This window comes from Nocardiopsis sp. M1B1, assembly GCF_052466615.1.
Window position 1 is genome coordinate 5,506,506 of sequence record NZ_CP196194.1, and the last position, 16,707, is coordinate 5,523,212.

Below are 16,707 nucleotides of genomic sequence, written 5' to 3' on the forward strand. Positions count from 1 at the left end.
TCAGGCGGTTCCGGCCTTGTAGCCGACGCCGCGGACGGTCACGACGACCTCGGGGTGCTCCGGGTCCTTCTCGATCTTGGCGCGCAGGCGCTGGACGTGGACGTTGACCAGGCGGGTGTCGGCGGCGTGCCGGTAGCCCCAGACCTGCTCCAGGAGCACCTCGCGGGTGAAGACCTGGCGCGGCTTGCGGGCCAGGGCGACCAGGAGGTCGAACTCCAGCGGGGTGAGGCTGATCTGCTCGCCGTCGCGGCGCACGGCGTGCCCGGCGACGTCGATGGTGATGTCCCCGATCTGGAGCACCTCGGGCGCGGGCTCCTCGGTGCGGCGCAGGCGCACGCGGACGCGGGCGACGAGCTCCTTGGGCTTGAAGGGCTTGACGATGTAGTCGTCGGCGCCCGACTCCAGCCCGAGGACGATGTCGATGGTGTCGCTCTTGGCGGTGAGCATCACGATGGGCACGCCGGACTCGGCGCGGATCTGACGGCAGACGTCGATCCCGTCGGCGCCGGGGAGCATCAGGTCGAGGAGGACCAGGTCGGGCTTGGTCTCGCGGAAGGCCTCCAGGGCCTTGTCCCCGTCGTGCACGAACGAGGGCTCGAACCCCTCTCCACGCAGAACGATGCCCAGCATCTCAGCGAGGGCGAGGTCGTCGTCGACAACCAGTACACGTCCCTTCATCGGTGCGTCCGGCGCCGGGCGTCGGACCCGCGGGCGGGCGGGTACGGCGGCGCCTACTCCTCTCTCTGAAAACACTCAAGCGGCATGAACGTTCGGTGCGCCCCGAGACGCGGGGAACTGCTTCGTCCTCCCCCCACCTTGCCACCTTCGGGCGGGATCGGGAGAGTGGTCGGTGTTTTTCGGTCCGTGGGAACCGTTTCGGCCTGCGGCGCGTCGACCCTGGTGACCTGGCACGCGAACCTTCGCGACTCGGCCGGTTGGTAACAGAAAGCATACAAAAGGAATGAAGTGGGTCGGTTGCGCCCGCATAAGCCCGAACATCGCGGGCACCGGTGGAACCGGCGGGTAGGTTGGTTGACCAGAGGCCGAAAACCGCGGAAGCGTGCTCGCGCAGCGTAACCGAACCCCATGGAGGGCGGGGCAGATGACCCAGGAGGACGACCACCGGGACACGTCGGGGAACCCCCCGGACGGACCGGACGGCGGCGGGGCCCCCGAGGCCGCTCCCCCGCCCGCGTCCGGCGGATGGGCCGCCCCCGGTCAGGAGGGACCGTCCTCCGCCTCCTCCGCGCCCTCCGGTGCGGGTCCGGACTCCGCCCCGACCGGTCAGGCGCCCCAGGGGCAGCCGGGCTTCGCCCCTCCCGAGCAGGCTCCCGGGTACGGTCAACAGCACTACGGGCAGGCGCCCTCCGGGCAGCAGCCCGGATACGGACAGTACGGGCAGCACGCCTCCGGCCAGCAGCCGTCCCAGGGCGGCGGTTACGGACAGCAGCCCGCGTACGGGCAGCCGCCGGGTCACGGCCAGTACGGCCACGGCCAGCAGGCGCAGTGGCAGCAGTCCGGATACGGTCAGCAGCCGGGCTACGGACAGTACGGCCAGCAACCCGGTTACGGACAGCCCGGATACGGAGCACCGGCCGGATACGGCCAACAGCCCCCGTACGGGCAGCCGCGCGCGCCCAAGCCGGGCGTGGTCGCGCTCCGGCCCATGACGCTCGGGGACATCTACAACGGTGCGTTCAGCCTCATCCGCAACAACCCCAAGACCACCGTCGGCCTCACGCTGGTGGTCATGGCGGTCGCGAGCATCATCAGCTCGGTCGGCGCCGGCGCGTACCTGTCCGACTACGGGGCCTTCCTCGACCAGATGATGGCCGACCCCGCGTCGCTCGACCCCGACGACCCGCTCCCGTTCAGCGGCTGGTCCGTCGTCGCCAACTACGCCGGGACCCTGCTGACCCAGGCCGGGATCATCCTGGTCACCGGCCTGCTCACGGCCGTGGTCGGCATGGCGGTCCTCGGCCGCAAGCTCAGCCCGTCCGAGGCCTGGGCCGCCGTCAAGGACCGCATCGGGGCCGTCGTCGGGCTGGCGCTGCTGCAACTGCTGATCTTCTTCGCGCTCTCCATGGTCATCGTCGTGGTGGGGTTCGTCGGCCTGTTCCTGGGCGTCTTCGTGGCCGTCTCCAGCAGTCAGGGGCTGGGGGTCACCATCGTCATCGCCTCGGTGGTGCTGGGCATCATCGGCGGCATCGCCCTGATGGCGTGGATCTACATCCGCATCTACTTCGCCATGCCGATCGTGGTGCTCGAACGCGTCGGCGTGGGCGCGGCCCTCGCCCGCTCGTGGCGGCTGACGCAGGGCAGGTGGTGGCGGACCTTCGGCATCGCTCTGCTGGCCGTGATCCTGATGGGCTTCGTCAGCGGCCTGCTGAGCACGCCCTTCGGCGTCGTCTCCGCCGTCTTCATCCTCGTCGCGCCCGGCGCGACCTGGGCCGCGGTCGCCTCGGGCGCGGTCGTCTACGTGGGGACCGTCATCGCCTCCGCGATCACCACGCCCTTCACCGTGGGCGTGACCACCCTGCTCTACGTGGACGCCCGGATGCGCAGCGAGGGCCTGGACCTGAAGCTGCACCAGGTGGCCCAGGCGGGCTATGAGGCGGGCCCGGAGATCTACCTGCCGGAGCCGCGGACGTGAGTGCGCCCGCCGTCGGGGAGGTGACCCGCGAGGAGGGGCAGCGGCGTGCCGTCGAGGAGCTGAGCGACCCCCTGTACGGGGAACAGGAGCCCTCGCTGTGGGACCGCTTCCTCTCCTGGCTCGACGAGCTCCTCGGGGACCTGGTCTCCCGGGCGCCGGACGCCCTCGGCGGCTGGACGGTCCTCGGGCCGCTGCTGGTGGTCGTCGCGGTCCTGCTGGTCTGGCTGGTGTTCTGGCTGCGCCCGACCCGCGGCCGCCGCGCGGGCGCGCCCGTGCACGAGGGCGCGCCGCTGGACGCGGCCGACCACCGGGCCGCCGCCGACCGGCACGAGAGGGCCGGTGAGTTCGCGGCCGCCGTCACGGAGAGGCTGAGGGCCATCAGCGTGGACCTGGAGGAGCGGGCGATCATCACCCCGCGCGCGGGGCGCACCGCGACCGAGCTGGCCGCGGAGGCCTCCGCCGTGCTGACCGCCGAGGCCGAGGGGCTGAGCGAGGGCGCGCGGATCTTCAACGACGTGGCCTACGGCGACCGCCCGGCCACCGCCGACTCCGCGCGCCTCCTGCGCGAACTGGACACGCGGCTCAGGGCCGCCCGGCCCGTCGGGGAGGTGGGCCGATGACGGCCACCGCTCCCCCGGCCGCGCCCCCGCGCTCCCCCGTCCGCGCGCCCTCCCGGGAGGACTCGCGCGTCCTGCGGGTGTGGCGCTCGGTCCGGGTTCCGGCAGCCGTGGTGGCCGCGCTCGTCACGGTCTCGGTGCTGCTGTCGCTGGGCAGCGAGCAGTTCCCCACCGGCCACCTGGAGCCCGGTTCCATCGACCCGGACGGCACCCGGGCGCTGGTGAACGTGCTGGAGGAGGACCGCGACGTGCACGTGGTGCGCTCCTCCGCCGCCGCCGAGGAGGCCGTGGCCGACGCCGGGGACGACGCCGTGCTCGCCGTCTTCCTGGACCACCGCCTGCTCCCCGAGGAGCTGGAGTCCCTGGCCGCGCTCGACGTGGACACCGTCCTGGTGCAGCCGTCCACGCAGTCCCTGGAGGCGTTCGCCCCCGGGGTGACGATGACCGGCCGGGAGGAACCGGAGAGGTTCCCGAACCCGGAGACCCCCTACGTCCCCGGGTGCGGGCTGTCGGCCGCCGAGGCCGCGGGCGAGGCCTACCTCGCCGGTGAGCTGTACACGGCCGGGTCCGGCGCCCGGGCCGTGGGCTGCTACCCCGGCGGCAGCGGCGACGCCCTGGTCCGGGTGGAGCGGGACGGGTCCGCCACGACCGTGCTGGGCACCGGCAGGCCGCTGACCAACACCGCGCTCTCCGCCGGGGGCAACGCCGCGCTGGTGATGAACCTCCTGGCCGCCGAGGACGTGGTGTGGCTGCGCCCCGACCCGCCCCAGCAGGAGGGCGGCTCCGGGCTGTGGCAGCTGCTGCCGCTGGGTCTGCGCTGGTCGCTGGTTCCGCTGGTGGCCGCGCTGGCGCTGCTCGCCCTGTGGCGGGGACGCCGGATGGGCGCCCTGGTGCCCGAGTCGCTGCCCGTGGTGGTGCGCGCCTCGGAGACCACCGAGGGGCGTGCGGGGCTGTACCAGTCGCGCAGAGCCCGGGACCGGGCCGCGGCCGCGCTGCGGTCGGGGTTCCTGGACCGCGTCGCGCCCAAGCTCGGGCTGGGCGCGGACGCCGCGCCCGACGCGGTCGTGGCGGCGGTCGCCTCGCGGACCGGTGACGACCCCGCCCACCTGCGGGCCCTGCTCCACCCCGGGCACCCCGACCCGTACGCGGGCGACGACGACATGCTGGTCAGGCTCGCCGACGAACTCGACGAGCGCGCCCGGAGGCTCCGGTGACCCTGAGCCGAGGGGACCAGCGACCGACCACTGAGGTATCGAGAGAGGTAGACGGCACGTGAGCGCCTTCACACCCGAGGCACTGCCATCAGCCGACGAGGCGCGCGCGGCCCTGGTCACCCTGCGCCGCGAGGTGGCCAAGGCGGTCGTGGGCCAGGACGAGACGGTGACCGCGATGGTCGTGGCGCTGCTGTGCCGCGGCCACGTGCTGATGGAGGGCGTGCCCGGTGTCGCCAAGACGCTGCTGGTGCGCACCCTCGCGGCGGCGCTGTCCCTGGACCACAAGCGGGTGCAGTTCACCCCGGACCTGATGCCGGGCGACGTGACGGGTTCGCTGGTCTACGACCAGCACACCGCGAAGTTCGAGTTCATGGAGGGGCCGGTCTTCACCAACCTGCTGCTCGCGGACGAGATCAACCGGACCCCGCCCAAGACCCAGGCTTCGCTGCTGGAGGCGATGGAGGAGCGCCAGGTGACCGTGGAGGGCAGGCCGTCCGCGCTGCCCGACCCGTTCATGGTGGCCGCCACCCAGAACCCGGTGGAGTACGAGGGCACCTATCCGCTGCCCGAGGCCCAGCTGGACCGGTTCCTGCTCAAGGTGACCGTCCCGCTGCCCGAGCGGGCGGCCGAGGTGGAGATGCTGGGCCGCCACGCGGCCGGTTTCGACCCGGGCGACCTGGTCGCGGCCGGGGTCACCGCGGTGGCGGGCGCGGCGGAGCTGCGCGCGGCCCGGCTGGCCGTGGAGCGCGTGCGGGTGGCGCCCGAGGTCCTGGGCTACATCGTGGACCTGTGCCGGGCCACCCGGCAGTCGCCGTCCCTCCAGTTGGGCGCGTCCCCGCGCGGCGCCACGGCGCTGCTGCGCACCAGCCGGGCGTGGTCGTGGCTGTCGGGCCGCGACTACGTCACCCCCGACGACGTGAAGGCGCTGGCCAAGGGCACGCTGCGGCACCGGATCTCGCTGCGCCCCGAGGCCGAGCTGGAGGGTGCGACCACCGACGGAATCCTGGACGGTGTGCTCGCCTCCGTCCCGGTGCCGCGCTGATGGTGGTCACCGGCCGGGCGGTGCTGCTGGCGCTGGCGGCCACGGTCGCGGTGGCGCTGTCCGGTCTGATCGGAGCCGGGGCCGCGGCCGCGGCCCTGGGCGTGCTGGCGGCGCTGCTCGCCCTGGACGTCGTGCTGGCGGCGAGCCCCAAGGCGGTGCTGCTGTCCCGGGAGGGCGACACGTCGCTGCGCCTGGGCGACTCGGCGACGGTGTACGTGACCGTCGCCAACCCCACGCGGCGGGGGCTGCGGGGGTCGGTGCGCGACGCCTGGCCGCCGAGCTCGCACGCCGCGCCGCGCAGCCAGCCGCTGCGGGTACCGGCCGGGGAGCGGCGCCGGGTGAGGACCGTCCTGACCCCGACGCGGCGCGGCGACGCCCGGGCCGCGGGCGTGACCGTGCGCAGTCTGGGGCCGCTGGGGCTGGCGGGCAGGCAGCGGACGCTGCCCGCGCCGTGGACCGTGCGCACGCTGCCGCCCTTCCACAGCAGACGCCACCTGCCGGGCAAGCTGTCCCGCCTGCGCGAGCTGGAGGGGCAGCACACGGCGATGGTGCGCGGCCAGGGCAGCGAGTTCGACTCCCTGCGCGACTACGTGCCCGGCGACGACGTGCGCTCGATCGACTGGCGGGCTACGGCCCGCGGCGACGGGGTGGTGGTGCGCACGTGGCGGCCCGAGAGGGACCGGCGCATCCTCATCGTGCTGGACACCGGGCGCACGTCGGCCGGGCGGGTGGGCGACACCCCGCGCCTGGACCACGCCATGGACGCCGCGCTGCTGCTGGCCGCGCTGGCGGGCAGGGCGGGCGACCGGGTGGACTTCCTCGCCTACGACCGGCGCACGCGCGCGCAGGTGCGTTCGTCCGGCAAGGGCGGACAGCAGGTGGGCCGGATAGTGGAGGCCATGGCGCCGCTGGAGGCGGAGCTGGTGGAGTCCGACCCGGCGGGCCTGGTGGGGACCGTCCTGGGCACGCAGGGGCGGGCCCGGCGGCTGGTGGTGCTGCTGACCGACCTGAACGCGGCGTCGCTGGAGGAGGGGCTGCTGCCGAGGCTGCCCGTGCTCACCTCCCGGCACCTGCTGCTGGTCGCCGCGGTCAACGATCCGGCGGTGGAGCTGATGGCCGCAGAGCGGGGCAGCGCGGACGCGCTGTACCGGGCGGCCGCCGCGGAGCGGACGCTGGGCGAGCGGAGGCGGGTGACCGCCGAGCTGCGCCGGATGGGCGTGGAGGTGGTCGACGCCGACCCCGAGCACATCGCGCCCGCGTTGGCGGACGCCTACATCAACCTCAAGGCGCAGGGCAGGCTGTAGGCCCGGTCCTCCCGCCCTCACCGTCCGGGTGCCGCCCCATCGGGGCGGCGCCCGGACGTGCAGTATGGAGGGCATGGTTCCTCCCCCCGACGGCCATGGCAACGCCTCCACCGGCGCCGTCCACGGCCAACTGCTCCAAGTGCGCGACATCCACGGCGGCGTGACCCTCCACGCGCCCGCTCCCGCGCCGCCGCCTCTCGCCGACGTGTCCCTGGACCCGCCGCGCCCGGCGACGGCCGTACGGGGGCGTGAGGAGCTCCTGGAGGCCCTCGGCGGGGCGATGGAGGCCGGTGCGCCGGTTCCGCACGTGCTGACCGGGCCGGGCGGGTTCGGCAAGACCACGGTGGCGGCGGCGCTGGCCGAGCGTGCGCGGCGCGACGGGTGGACGGTGTTCTGGCTCCGGCCCGGGAGCGTGGCGTCGAGCATGGTCGAGGCCGCCGTGGAGGTGGGCGGCTCCCGGCAGGAGGCCGAACGGGTGAAGGGGGCTCGGCGCCAGGCGGCCCGGTGGGTGTGGCGGCATTTGGACGCGGCGGCGCGGCCGTGGCTGCTGGTGATCGACAACGCCGACCGGCCCGAGGAGCTGGACCCGGAGAACCGGCCCGGTGACCAGCTGGGGTGGATGCGGGCGAGTCCGGGCGGGTTCGTGCTGGTGACCAGCCGGGTGGACGACCCCGCGCAGTGGGCGCCCGCGCGGGTGCACCGGATCGGGGAGCTGGAGGGGTCGGCGGCGTCCGAGGCGCTGGCCGACCACGCGGGGGCGGGCGGTGCGGCCGGGCTCGCGGGCGCGGAGGAGCTGGCCCGGAGGTTGGGCGGGGTGCCGCTGGCGCTGTCGCTGGCCGGGCGGATCCTGGCCACGCACCGGGTGCTGTTCCCGGACGCGCACGCGCTGCTGGCGCGGCTCGACGAGGGCGTCGGGGCCCTGGACGAGCTGGCGGCGCCCTTCGTCACCGGTGGCGACGTCGAGCGCGGGCTGCTGTCGGGGGTGTGGGAGCTGTCCCTGCGCCTGGTGGAGGAGCGCGAGCCCCGGGCGGTGCCGCTGTTGAAGCTGCTGTCGATCTTCGGTGGGAAGGGCCGGGAGATCCCCCTGCGTCGGCTGCCCATGTCCAGGATGAGTGGTGATCCCCTCGGTTTCCTGGACGAGGCGGAGCTGGCGCGCGCCGTGAACTCCCTCGTCGTGCAGGGCCTGGTCACGGTGGTGACAGCCCACGGAGAGACCGTGCTGCGCCTCCACCCGCTGGTTTCGGAGACGGTACGCGCCGGGTTCACCACCTCCGAGCTTCCACTGTTGGAGAAGGCGGAGGAGCTGCTCACCTGGCAACAGGATCACGACCCCCTGGTCGAGCTGACCGCCTACACCAACATCATGAAGCTGCGCGCACGGCTTCGTTCGAAGGACTTGTCGGCGATCGAGGCCAATGCCGCGTCCATGGTGCGGGCATCCATGAGCGATACTGCACAGCTCAATCGCAGGCTCATCCATCTGGGCCTCACGGAGTGGGCCGGTGAAAGCGCGACACAGATGTGGAGAGACGCCGAAGAACTCCTCGGTCCCACGCACCCGCTCACGCTCAGAGCGAGGCACCACCGTGCCGAGGCCCAGATGAACCAGGGGCTCGTCGATGAGGCTGAGACCGAGTACCGTGCTCTGTTCGAGCTCAGCGGACTCCACCACGGCCCCGACCACGAGAACACCCTGGACGCGCGCTTCCAACTCGCCCTCATAGCGATCAGACGCGAGGAGTGGGGAACCGCGATGGAGGAGTTCCGTGCCGTGCTCGACGCCTGGCGCCGCGTATCCGGACCGGAGGACGCCAGGGCCCTGGCCGCGTGGGAGAACCTGGCCTACGCCGTGATGCGCAAGGGGGACCCGGTCAGCGCCGGACAGGAGTTCCGCGAGGTACGGCTGATCCGGGCGCGCACCATGGGAGAACGACATCCGCTGACCGCCCAGGCCGACTACTACCTGGGCCGCGCCGCCTTCGAGAGCGGTGACCTCAACGCCGCCCGGAGCTGGTTCGAGGCCTGCCTGAAGGTACGCGAGCAGGCGCTGGGCAGGGACCATCCCGACACCGAACGAACCCGGGAGTGGCGGGACCGGGCCGCACGGGGCGAGCAGCCGGAACCGGAACACTGACGGGCACGCGTTTTCCACCGGCGGCGACACGGGCCGCCATCGACGGCTCCCCCGGCTTACCGTGGAAACAAGGCGCACCACGCGACCGCCGACCTCGTGCTGCCCCGGAGACCATCCCGGGATGGTCAGTCCGCCGCCGCACCCAGCGAACGCACCAGGGCGGACCATTCCCCCCGACTGACCGCCAGGTTCCCGGACCGGGGTACCGAGGAGTCACGCACCCGCACGGAGTTCCCCGTGTGTCCGAACGCCACCTCCACGCAGTGGTGGCTCTCCGCGGAGCTGTGGCTGCTCTTGAACCAGCCCGGGCGGGCGGAGGCAGCCTCCAGACGCGCGCCCTCGAAACCGCTGTGGGAACTCTCGGACCAGTGGAGGGCGTCGGTCTGCATATCCCGGATGATGGCACGGCACCCGCCCACCGGAACAGCCAGTGACCTCAAGCGGCCAGAGAGCGGACGGCTCGGCGCGCGCGGCGGACCGTCCCAGTGCCCTCAGGCCACCGGGACGGCGGCGGGGGCGTTCTCCAGGTCTCCGGTCTCGCCCTCCTGGTAGGCCTTCTTCCCCACGGTGAACACGTAGACCAGGAACAGCGCCTCCGCCAGCACGCCGATGCCCAGCGCCACCGGGATCGGGATGACCCCGGCCGCGGCGTTGCCGGTCACCACGCCCTCGATGATCCCGGAGACGAACAGCACCGCCACCAGCCCCAGGGCCACCGCGATGGCGGCGCGCCCCTCCTCGCCCAGGGCGCGCATGCGGGTGCGGTCGCCGGGCGCGATGATCGTCCACCCCAGCTTGAGGCCCACCCCGCCCGCGACGAAGACGGCGGTCAGCTCCAGCAGTCCGTGCGGCAGCAGCAGACCGAAGAACACGTCGCCCTGGCCGTGGGCGAGCATGATCCCCGCGGCGACGCCCACGTTCACCGCGTTCATCAGCAGCACCGCCAGGGTCGGCAGCCCCAGGGCCACGCCGTAGATGATGGCCTGCGCCGACACCCACGCGTTGTTGGTCCACACCTGGGCGGCGAACGAGCCCCGGGGGTTCTCCATGTAGTAGTTCGCGAAGTCGTGGTCGACGTACTGGGCCATGAAGTCCGGCGTGCCCAGGGCGTGCAGCACGTCGGGCTCGGACACGATCCACAGGGCGGTGACCGCCGCGATCGCGACCATGCCCGCGCTGGTGCCGATCCACCACCACCGCAGCCGGTACAGCACCGCCGGGAAGACGCGGGTGAAGAACCCGCCGACGTCGCGCCACGCGGAGGCGTGCGCGCCGGTCACCGCGGAGCGGGCCCGGGCCACCAGCGCGGACAGCCTGCCCACCAGCGCCGGGTCCTGCCCGGAGGAGCGCACCACCGACAGGTGGGTGGACACCCGCTGGTAGAGCTCGACGAGTTCGTCGATCTCCTCACCGTCCAGCGAGCGGCGCCCGCGCACCAGTCGGTCCAGCCGTTCCCACTCCGGGGCGTGCGCCGCGGCGAACACGTCGATATCCACGCAAGGAACCCTATCCGTTTCGCGCGCGGCCCGGTTCTGGCACCGGTTCGCGGGCCTCCCGGCCCGCCCGTCCGGTGCTCGCTCCCGACTCCGCTGCGAACAGCCGTCCCGTGTGCCGGGTAATGTCGGGACGACGGTTTCAGACAGCCCCGAGGGAGCGAGTGCTGGTGTCCTATCCCGGCAACGGCGACGCCCGCGCCGACGTGTACGGCGTGACACCTCTGGTCACGGGTGACGCCGTGGTCCTGGACCTGCGTCCGGCCGGTTTCGCCACCAGGGCCGCGGCTCTGGCCATCGACGCCCTGGTCCAGGTCATCGCCCTGATCGCGCTGAGCGTCCTGGTCACCTGGATCGGCAGGGACCTGGACCCCGCGATCACCGCGGCCGTGTCGCTGTCGAGCGTGATCCTGATCCTGGTCGGCTACCCGGCCGTCTTCGAGACCGTCTCCCGGGGGCGCTCCCTGGGCAAGATGGCCCTGGGCCTGCGCGTGGTCGGCACCGACGGCTCCCCCGAGCGGTTCCGTCAGGCGCTGGGCCGGGCACTGGCCGCGTTCGTGGAGATCTGGCTGACGAGCGGCGTGGTCGCGCTGATCACGTCCATGATCAACCGCGACGGCCGCCGCGTGGGCGACTTCGTGGCCGGGACGATGGTGGTGGAGGAGCGCGGCGGCAGGCCGCGCGAGGAGGTCGTCCCGATGCCCCCGCACCTGGCGGCCTGGGCGTCCGGCACCGAGCTGTCGCGGCTGTCCCCGGAGACCGCGGCGGCGGCGCGCCAGTACGTGCTCCGGTACGGGGAGCTGGCCGAGCACACCCGCCACGAGATGGGCGTCCGGCTGGCCGACACGGTGGCCGCGCAGATCAGTCCGCCCCCGCCGCCGGGGACCACACCGCCCTACTTCCTGGCCGCGGTGCTCGCCGAGCGCCGGCGCCGCCACGAGGCGGCCGCCCAGCGCGCCCAGCCCGGGCACCCGCAGGGCGGCCCCCAGCAGCAGTGGTACGGACCGCACTCCTCCCGGTGAACCTGGACACGGAAAGACCCGATCCGGTCACTGTATGTTGTGCTCATGCCCCTCAAAGTTCGCGAGGCCATCAAACTGGTCGAAGCGGACGGCTGGTACCTGCACCGCACACGCGGCAGTCACCGCCACTTCGTCCATGACCAGAAACCCGGCGTGGTGACGATCGCTGGTAAGCCCGGTAACGACTTGCCGATCGGAACCGAGAGAAGCATCCTGAAGCAGGCGGGCATCACATGGAGGTAGGGATGAGCACGTTCGCGGTCATCATCGAGCGAGCCGAGGACGGTGGGTACGGAGCCTGGTCCCCCGACCTGCCCGGTTGCGTGGCTCTGGGGCAGACCGAAGCCGAGGCCTTGGCCGAGATGCATGAGGCTGTTCGCGGTCACCTGGAGGTGCTCCGTGAGCGCGGCGAGCCGGTTCCCGTTCCGGCGACGGTCGCCGCGACCACGCTGAGCGCGGCCTGAGGCGACCGGTCGGGCGTGGGACCGCCCGTCAGGCGTGCCAGGAGCGCAGGTAGGCCTCCTGCCCGGGGGTGAGCGCGTCGATGCGCACCCCCAGCGCGGCCAGTTCGAGCCGGGCCACCTCGGTGTCGGTCTCGGCGGGCACCTCCACCACGCCCGGCTCCAGGCCGGAGGCGTTGCGGGCCAGCCAGGCCGTGGTCAGGGCCTGCACGGCGAAGGACAGGTCCATCACGGCGGCCGGGTGCCCCTCGGCGGCGCCGAGGTTGACCAGGCGCCCCTCGGACAGCAGGAGCAGGCGGCGCCCGTCGGCCAGCACGTACTCGTCGGCCTGCTCGCGCACGCCCCGGTTGACCTCCACGGCCCGGCCCTCCAGGGCGTTCAGGTCGATCTCCAGGTCGAAGTGGCCGGAGTTGGCCAGGATCGCGCCGTCCTTCATCAGGTCCAGGTGCTCGGCGCGGACCACGTCGCGGTTGCCGGTGACGGTGACGAACACGTCCCCGGCGGGGGCCGCCTCCTCCATGGTGGTGACGGTGTAGCCCTGCATGACCGCGTCCAGGGCCTTGACCGGGTCGACCTCGGTGACGACCACGCGGGCGCCCATGCCGCGGGCGCGCTCGGCCAGGCCGCGCCCGCAGTAGCCGAACCCGGCGACCACGACCGTGCGCCCGGCGAGCAGCGCGTTGGTGGCCCGCAGGATGCCGTCGATGGTGGACTGGCCGGTGCCGTACCGGTTGTCGAACATGCGCTTGGTGGCGGTGTCGTTGACCGCGACCATGGGCAGCCGCAGTTCTCCCTCGGCGCTCATCCGGCGCAGCCGGATCACGCCGGTGGTGGTCTGCTCGCAGCCGCCCAGCACGCCGTCGAGGAGGTCGGGGCGGGCCAGGTGGGCCGTGTTGACCAGGTCGCACCCGTCGTCGAGCAGCAGGTGCGGCCGCGACTCCAGGACCGTGACCAGGTTCCGGTCATAGGCCGCCGGGTCCATTCCGGCCCAGGCGTGGACCGAAACCCCGTACTCGGTGACCAGGGCGGCGGCGGTGTCGTCCTGTGTGGACAGCGGATTGGACGCCGCCAGCCACACGCTCGCGCCGCCCGCGCGCAGGGCCCGCAGCAGGTTGGCGGTCTCGGCGGTCACGTGCAGGCACGCCGCCACGCGCAGGCCGTCCAGGGGGCGTTCGGCGGCGAAGCGCTCGCGCACGCTGCGCAGCACCGGCATGGAGCGCTCGGCCCAGTCCACGCGGCGGACCCCGGCCCCGGAGAGGCCGAGGTCCGCCACCTGGTGGGAGGGGAGTGTCATGTGCTGCCCGGCTCCTGCTCTCTTGGTCGGCTCGACCCCTGGGGGTTGCGTTCGAGCGCCCACGGGGTGCTGGAGGATTCGTAGGTGGGACTGCGAGGAACGAGCCGTCACACCGGAGAATCCGAAGGTTCCCGTGTTCGAGGCGCCCGAACAGGGAAGGGGCTCCGGCCGCAGGCCGTCCGTTGAGGGTGGTGGCGGGCGACGGGTGGGCGAAGCGGAGCGGAGCCCCGGGGAAACGCCGCCTAGTAGCGGTAGTGGTCGGGCTTGAAGGGACCCGTGACGTCCACGCCGATGTAGGCGGCCTGCTCCTTGGTGAGCTGGGTCAGCTTGACGCCGAGCGCGTCCAGGTGCAGCCGGGCGACCTTCTCGTCGAGGATCTTGGGCAGCGTGTAGACGTCGGTCGGGTACTCGTCGGGCTTGGTGAACAGCTCGATCTGCGCGATGACCTGGTTGGTGAAGCTGTTGGACATCACGAAGCTGGGGTGACCGGTGGCGTTGCCCAGGTTGAGCAGGCGGCCCTCGGAGAGCACCAGGACGGACTTGCCGTCGGGGAAGGTCCACTCGTGGACCTGCGGCTTGATCTCCTTCTTGACGACGCCGGGGACCCTGGCCAGGCCCGCCATGTCGATCTCGTTGTCGAAGTGGCCGACGTTGCCGACGATCGCCTGGTGCTTCATGCGGGTGATCTGGTCGGCCATGATCACGTTGAAGTTGCCGGTGGTGGTGATGAAGATGTCACCGGTCTCCAGGACGTCCTCCAGGAGCGTGACCTGGTAGCCGTCCATGGCCGCCTGGAGGGCGTTGATGGGGTCGATCTCGGTGACGATCACGCGGGCGCCCTGGCCGCGCAGGGCCTCGGCCGCGCCCTTGCCGACGTCGCCGTAACCGCACACCACCGCGACCTTGCCGCCGATGAGCACGTCGGTGGCGCGCATGATGCCGTCCGGCAGCGAGTGGCGGATGCCGTACTTGTTGTCGAACTTGCTCTTGGTGACCGAGTCGTTGACGTTGATCGCGGGGAAGGCCAGGGTGCCCTCGCGGCGCATCTCGTACAGGCGCAGGACACCGGTGGTGGTCTCCTCGGTGACGCCCTGGATCCGCTCGGCGATCTGGGTCCACTTGGTGTTGTCGCGCTCCAGGCTGGCGCTGAGCAGGCGCAGCACGACGCCCATCTCCTCGCTGTCGGCGCTGTCGGGGTCGGGGACCGCGCCCGCCTTCTCGTACTCGGCGCCCTTGTGGACGAGCATGGTGGCGTCGCCGCCGTCGTCCAGGATCATGTTGGGGCCCTCGGCGCCCGGCCAGGTCAGCGCCTGCTCGGTGCACCACCAGTACTCCTCCAGGGTCTCGCCCTTCCAGGCGAAGACCGGGACGCCCTTGGGGTCCTCGGCGGTGCCGTCGGGGCCGACGACGACCGCGGCGGCGGCGTGGTCCTGGGTGGAGAAGATGTTGCAGCTGACCCAGCGCACCTCGGCGCCCAGGGCGACCAGGGTCTCGATGAGGACCGCGGTCTGGACGGTCATGTGCAGCGAGCCCATGATGCGCGCGCCCCGGAGGGGCTTGCTCTCCCCGTACTCGGCGCGGGTGGCCATGAGGCCGGGCATCTCGTGCTCGGCGAGCCGGATCTCGTCGCGTCCGAAGGCGGCCAGGGAGAGATCGGCGACCTTGAAGTCGAAAGCCATGCGTTCCTCACTCGTGATGGTCGTGGCGCACTCGATTCTAGGGCCGCGACCGGGACTACCGTGCGAAATTGACATTTCACTGTCAGGTTCGCGCTCCCCAGTGGGGAGGTTCGGTTAGGGTCGCGTGCATGGCCGCCCTCGACGACGACCCGATCCCCGCCGACCTCCGGCCGCGCGGCCCCGTGCCCATCTCCGCGGCCGCCGAGCGCGTGGGCACCACCGCGCGGATGCTGCGCTACCGCGAGGGCTTGGGCCTGCTGCCCCGCACCCAGGAGCAGCCCACCGGGCGCGGGCACCGGCACCGCCGGTTCACGGAGGAGGACCTGCGCACGATCGCGGTGGGCCTGGAGCTGGAGCGCGAGTTCGACATCCCGCCCGCCGCGCTGGCCTTCGCCCTGCGGGTGCTGGCCGAGCCCGAGGTGCTGGCGCGGGTGCGCTCGCACGGGGAGCGGCTGGGCAGGCTCGCCGCGGCGCCCGCCCGTGCGCTGGACTTCGAGAAGCAGAAGGCGATGCGGCTGCTGCACGGCCGCCGCCCCTGAACACCCCCGGTTTACGCTCCGACGCGTCCGGTAGCGGCCACAGGTCGGGGCCCGTGACAGGTTTTGGCCAACTGTCCACTGGCTACGGAAGACACGTGGATACCCTACGTTGCGGTGCGGATCTGGACCGGGTGCCGGCCCTGGTGCGCGAGGAACTCATGGACGTCGACCGGCTGCGGGCCATCTGGGCCCAGCACCGGCAGAGCCAGCCCCGGCAGGCCCGGGACGCGGCCCGGCGCGAGCTGACCGGCCGCCGGGTGCGGGCGCTGGGCGGCGGGCCCGCCTTGGAGGAGCTGGTGGTCTCCGCCGCGGCGGACGGGGCCTCCGGGCGCCAGTTCACCGCCGCGTTCGTCCTGGAGCTGGCCGAGCGCGCCAGGAACCTGCCTGAGGACTGCCCCGCGCGCTCCCCCCAGCGCCCCGTGGACTCCGAGCAGGCGCTGCGGCTGGCGCGGGCCGCCTCGGTGCCCGCCCATCCGGTGGTGCGCGCCGCCCAGACCTACGCCGAGGGCGTGGCGGTGCTGGCCGAGCTGGACCCCGAGCGCCCCGAGGGCACGCACGCGTGGGCGCTGCCGTGGCTGCTGGCGTCCCTGGTGCTGCGGCGGGCGGACTTCCCGCCGCTGCTGCCCGACCCCCTGGCGCCGCCGTGGAGCGGACACGACGCCGACGAGCGCCTGGCCGGGATGGTCCGCCACTTCGCGCGCCTGGTGACCGGCACGCTGCTCGACGAGCTGAGCTGGACCCCCGAGCACGTCCCCGAACCCCGTTCCCCCGTGTCGCCGCTGGCGGCGGTGACGCGCCGCCGCGTCCTGGACTACGTGCGCTCGCGCCGCAGCTCGCTGGCCATGATCCTGCGGGCGCTGGACCCCGCGGCGCGCACGTCGGTGTACTCGGGCGGTTCGGACGACTCCGAGCCCGGGACCGCCTCGGAGGCGGTGGTGCGCAACCTGCTCACGCCGGGGGCCGCGCACTGGTGGACGGCGCTGGAGCTGACGGTGGGCGGGGCGTCCCTGTCGCTGTTCGTGGTGGTCCAGGAGGTGGGCCGCCCCCGGACGGGGGTGCTCGCGGTCACCGCGGACGCGCGCCTGACCACCCCGGAGGGGGAGCGCGACGCACTGGGCATGTCCGGCACCGACAGTGTGATCGTGATGCCCACGGACTGCGTGGACGACCGCTGGCCCCAGGTGCGCGACCTCGTGGACGAGGCCGTGTCCCGGGCCATGAACGAGCTCACCCGCGTCTGAGCGGTCGGTGCCGC

16 protein-coding genes are annotated in these 16,707 nt (G+C 73.1%); 11 read left to right on the plus strand and 5 right to left on the minus strand.

The window, feature by feature from the left end; translation table 11 throughout:
- Positions 1-678, minus strand: coding sequence for an MtrAB system response regulator MtrA (mtrA, locus tag ACSTA4_RS23800; protein WP_013154750.1), 678 nt, complete (start codon positions 676-678; stop codon positions 1-3).
- A gap of 424 nt (positions 679-1,102) precedes the next feature.
- Here mtrA and ACSTA4_RS23805 point away from each other — a divergent pair, with 424 nt between their 5' ends.
- The 6 genes from ACSTA4_RS23805 (at position 1,103) to ACSTA4_RS23830 (ending at position 8,964) form a co-directional block, all read left to right on the plus strand.
- Positions 1,103-2,653: a glycerophosphoryl diester phosphodiesterase membrane domain-containing protein gene (locus ACSTA4_RS23805; RefSeq protein WP_444961091.1), complete on the plus strand. Its 1,551-nt coding sequence runs from the start codon at positions 1,103-1,105 to the stop codon at positions 2,651-2,653.
- Positions 2,650-3,273 carry a DUF4129 domain-containing protein gene (locus tag ACSTA4_RS23810; protein ID WP_248771873.1) on the plus strand — a complete coding sequence of 208 codons (624 nt, stop codon included), beginning with the start codon at positions 2,650-2,652 and terminating at the stop codon, positions 3,271-3,273. The genes ACSTA4_RS23805 and ACSTA4_RS23810 overlap by 4 nt, the downstream gene beginning before the upstream one ends.
- Positions 3,270-4,484, plus strand: coding sequence for a DUF4350 domain-containing protein (locus tag ACSTA4_RS23815; protein ID WP_444961092.1), 1,215 nt, complete (start codon positions 3,270-3,272; stop codon positions 4,482-4,484). The genes ACSTA4_RS23810 and ACSTA4_RS23815 overlap by 4 nt, the downstream gene beginning before the upstream one ends.
- Positions 4,485-4,542: 58 nt before the next feature.
- A complete protein-coding gene (locus tag ACSTA4_RS23820; protein WP_444961093.1) occupies positions 4,543-5,526 on the plus strand; it encodes an AAA family ATPase in 984 nt (327 codons plus the stop codon).
- Entirely contained in the window at positions 5,526-6,830 is a 1,305-nt protein-coding gene (locus ACSTA4_RS23825) for a DUF58 domain-containing protein (protein WP_416023162.1), read from the plus strand. Before ACSTA4_RS23820 ends, ACSTA4_RS23825 begins: the two co-directional genes overlap by 1 nt.
- A gap of 64 nt (positions 6,831-6,894) precedes the next feature.
- The gene (locus ACSTA4_RS23830; protein ID WP_444961094.1) at positions 6,895-8,964 is read left to right on the plus strand and encodes a tetratricopeptide repeat protein; all 2,070 of its coding nucleotides are present in this window, start codon (positions 6,895-6,897) and stop codon (positions 8,962-8,964) included.
- Positions 8,965-9,089: 125 nt separating this feature from the next.
- Here ACSTA4_RS23830 and ACSTA4_RS23835 read toward each other — a convergent pair whose 3' ends face one another.
- Entirely contained in the window at positions 9,090-9,353 is a 264-nt protein-coding gene (locus tag ACSTA4_RS23835) for a DUF397 domain-containing protein (protein ID WP_444961095.1), read from the minus strand.
- A gap of 102 nt (positions 9,354-9,455) precedes the next feature.
- On the minus strand, positions 9,456-10,460 hold the full coding sequence (locus ACSTA4_RS23840; protein WP_212642972.1) for a stage II sporulation protein M: 1,005 nt from the start codon (positions 10,458-10,460) through the stop codon (positions 9,456-9,458).
- 161 nt (positions 10,461-10,621) lie between these two features.
- Between ACSTA4_RS23840 and ACSTA4_RS23845 the strand changes: the two genes are divergently transcribed.
- The 3 genes from ACSTA4_RS23845 to ACSTA4_RS23855 are packed head-to-tail and all read left to right on the plus strand — an operon-like array spanning position 10,622 to position 11,943.
- Positions 10,622-11,479 (plus strand): RDD family protein, encoded by an 858-nt coding sequence (locus ACSTA4_RS23845; RefSeq protein WP_444961096.1) that lies wholly within the window; start codon positions 10,622-10,624, stop codon positions 11,477-11,479.
- A 45-nt stretch (positions 11,480-11,524) separates the two neighbouring features.
- Positions 11,525-11,722 (plus strand): type II toxin-antitoxin system HicA family toxin, encoded by a 198-nt coding sequence (locus ACSTA4_RS23850; RefSeq protein WP_444961097.1) that lies wholly within the window; start codon positions 11,525-11,527, stop codon positions 11,720-11,722.
- 2 nt (positions 11,723-11,724) lie between these two features.
- Complete coding sequence (locus ACSTA4_RS23855) at positions 11,725-11,943, plus strand: type II toxin-antitoxin system HicB family antitoxin (protein WP_444961098.1); 219 nt, start codon at positions 11,725-11,727, stop codon at positions 11,941-11,943.
- A gap of 28 nt (positions 11,944-11,971) precedes the next feature.
- Here ACSTA4_RS23855 and ahcY (ACSTA4_RS23860) read toward each other — a convergent pair whose 3' ends face one another.
- Both ahcY (ACSTA4_RS23860) and ahcY (ACSTA4_RS23865) read right to left on the minus strand, forming a co-directional pair.
- A complete protein-coding gene (gene ahcY, locus ACSTA4_RS23860; protein ID WP_248771880.1) occupies positions 11,972-13,234 on the minus strand; it encodes an adenosylhomocysteinase in 1,263 nt (420 codons plus the stop codon).
- A gap of 242 nt (positions 13,235-13,476) precedes the next feature.
- Positions 13,477-14,913: an adenosylhomocysteinase gene (gene ahcY, locus ACSTA4_RS23865; RefSeq protein ID WP_444961099.1), complete on the minus strand. Its 1,437-nt coding sequence runs from the start codon at positions 14,911-14,913 to the stop codon at positions 13,477-13,479.
- Between the two features lie 128 nt (positions 14,914-15,041).
- Between ahcY (ACSTA4_RS23865) and ACSTA4_RS23870 the strand changes: the two genes are divergently transcribed.
- Positions 15,042-15,452, plus strand: coding sequence for a MerR family transcriptional regulator (locus ACSTA4_RS23870; RefSeq protein ID WP_248771882.1), 411 nt, complete (start codon positions 15,042-15,044; stop codon positions 15,450-15,452).
- Positions 15,453-15,547: 95 nt separating this feature from the next.
- Positions 15,548-16,693, plus strand: coding sequence for a hypothetical protein (locus ACSTA4_RS23875; RefSeq protein WP_248771883.1), 1,146 nt, complete (start codon positions 15,548-15,550; stop codon positions 16,691-16,693).
- Positions 16,694-16,707 lie beyond the last annotated feature (14 nt).

Excerpts from the sequence above, each read along its gene's own strand:
- mtrA (WP_013154750.1), bottom strand. The coding sequence starts at position 678 with ATGAAGGGACGTGTACTGGTTGTCGACGACGACCTCGCCCTCGCTGAG.
- ACSTA4_RS23805 (WP_444961091.1), top strand. The coding sequence starts at position 1,103 with ATGACCCAGGAGGACGACCACCGGGACACGTCGGGGAACCCCCCGGAC.
- ACSTA4_RS23815 (WP_444961092.1), top strand. The coding sequence starts at position 3,270 with ATGACGGCCACCGCTCCCCCGGCCGCGCCCCCGCGCTCCCCCGTCCGC.
- ACSTA4_RS23825 (WP_416023162.1), top strand. The coding sequence starts at position 5,526 with ATGGTGGTCACCGGCCGGGCGGTGCTGCTGGCGCTGGCGGCCACGGTC.
- ACSTA4_RS23830 (WP_444961094.1), top strand. The coding sequence starts at position 6,895 with ATGGAGGGCATGGTTCCTCCCCCCGACGGCCATGGCAACGCCTCCACC.
- ACSTA4_RS23835 (WP_444961095.1), bottom strand. The coding sequence starts at position 9,353 with ATGCAGACCGACGCCCTCCACTGGTCCGAGAGTTCCCACAGCGGTTTC.
- ACSTA4_RS23850 (WP_444961097.1), top strand. The coding sequence starts at position 11,525 with ATGCCCCTCAAAGTTCGCGAGGCCATCAAACTGGTCGAAGCGGACGGC.
- ACSTA4_RS23855 (WP_444961098.1), top strand. The coding sequence starts at position 11,725 with ATGAGCACGTTCGCGGTCATCATCGAGCGAGCCGAGGACGGTGGGTAC.
- ahcY (WP_248771880.1), bottom strand. The coding sequence starts at position 13,234 with ATGACACTCCCCTCCCACCAGGTGGCGGACCTCGGCCTCTCCGGGGCC.
- ahcY (WP_444961099.1), bottom strand. The coding sequence starts at position 14,913 with ATGGCTTTCGACTTCAAGGTCGCCGATCTCTCCCTGGCCGCCTTCGGA.
- ACSTA4_RS23870 (WP_248771882.1), top strand. The coding sequence starts at position 15,042 with ATGGCCGCCCTCGACGACGACCCGATCCCCGCCGACCTCCGGCCGCGC.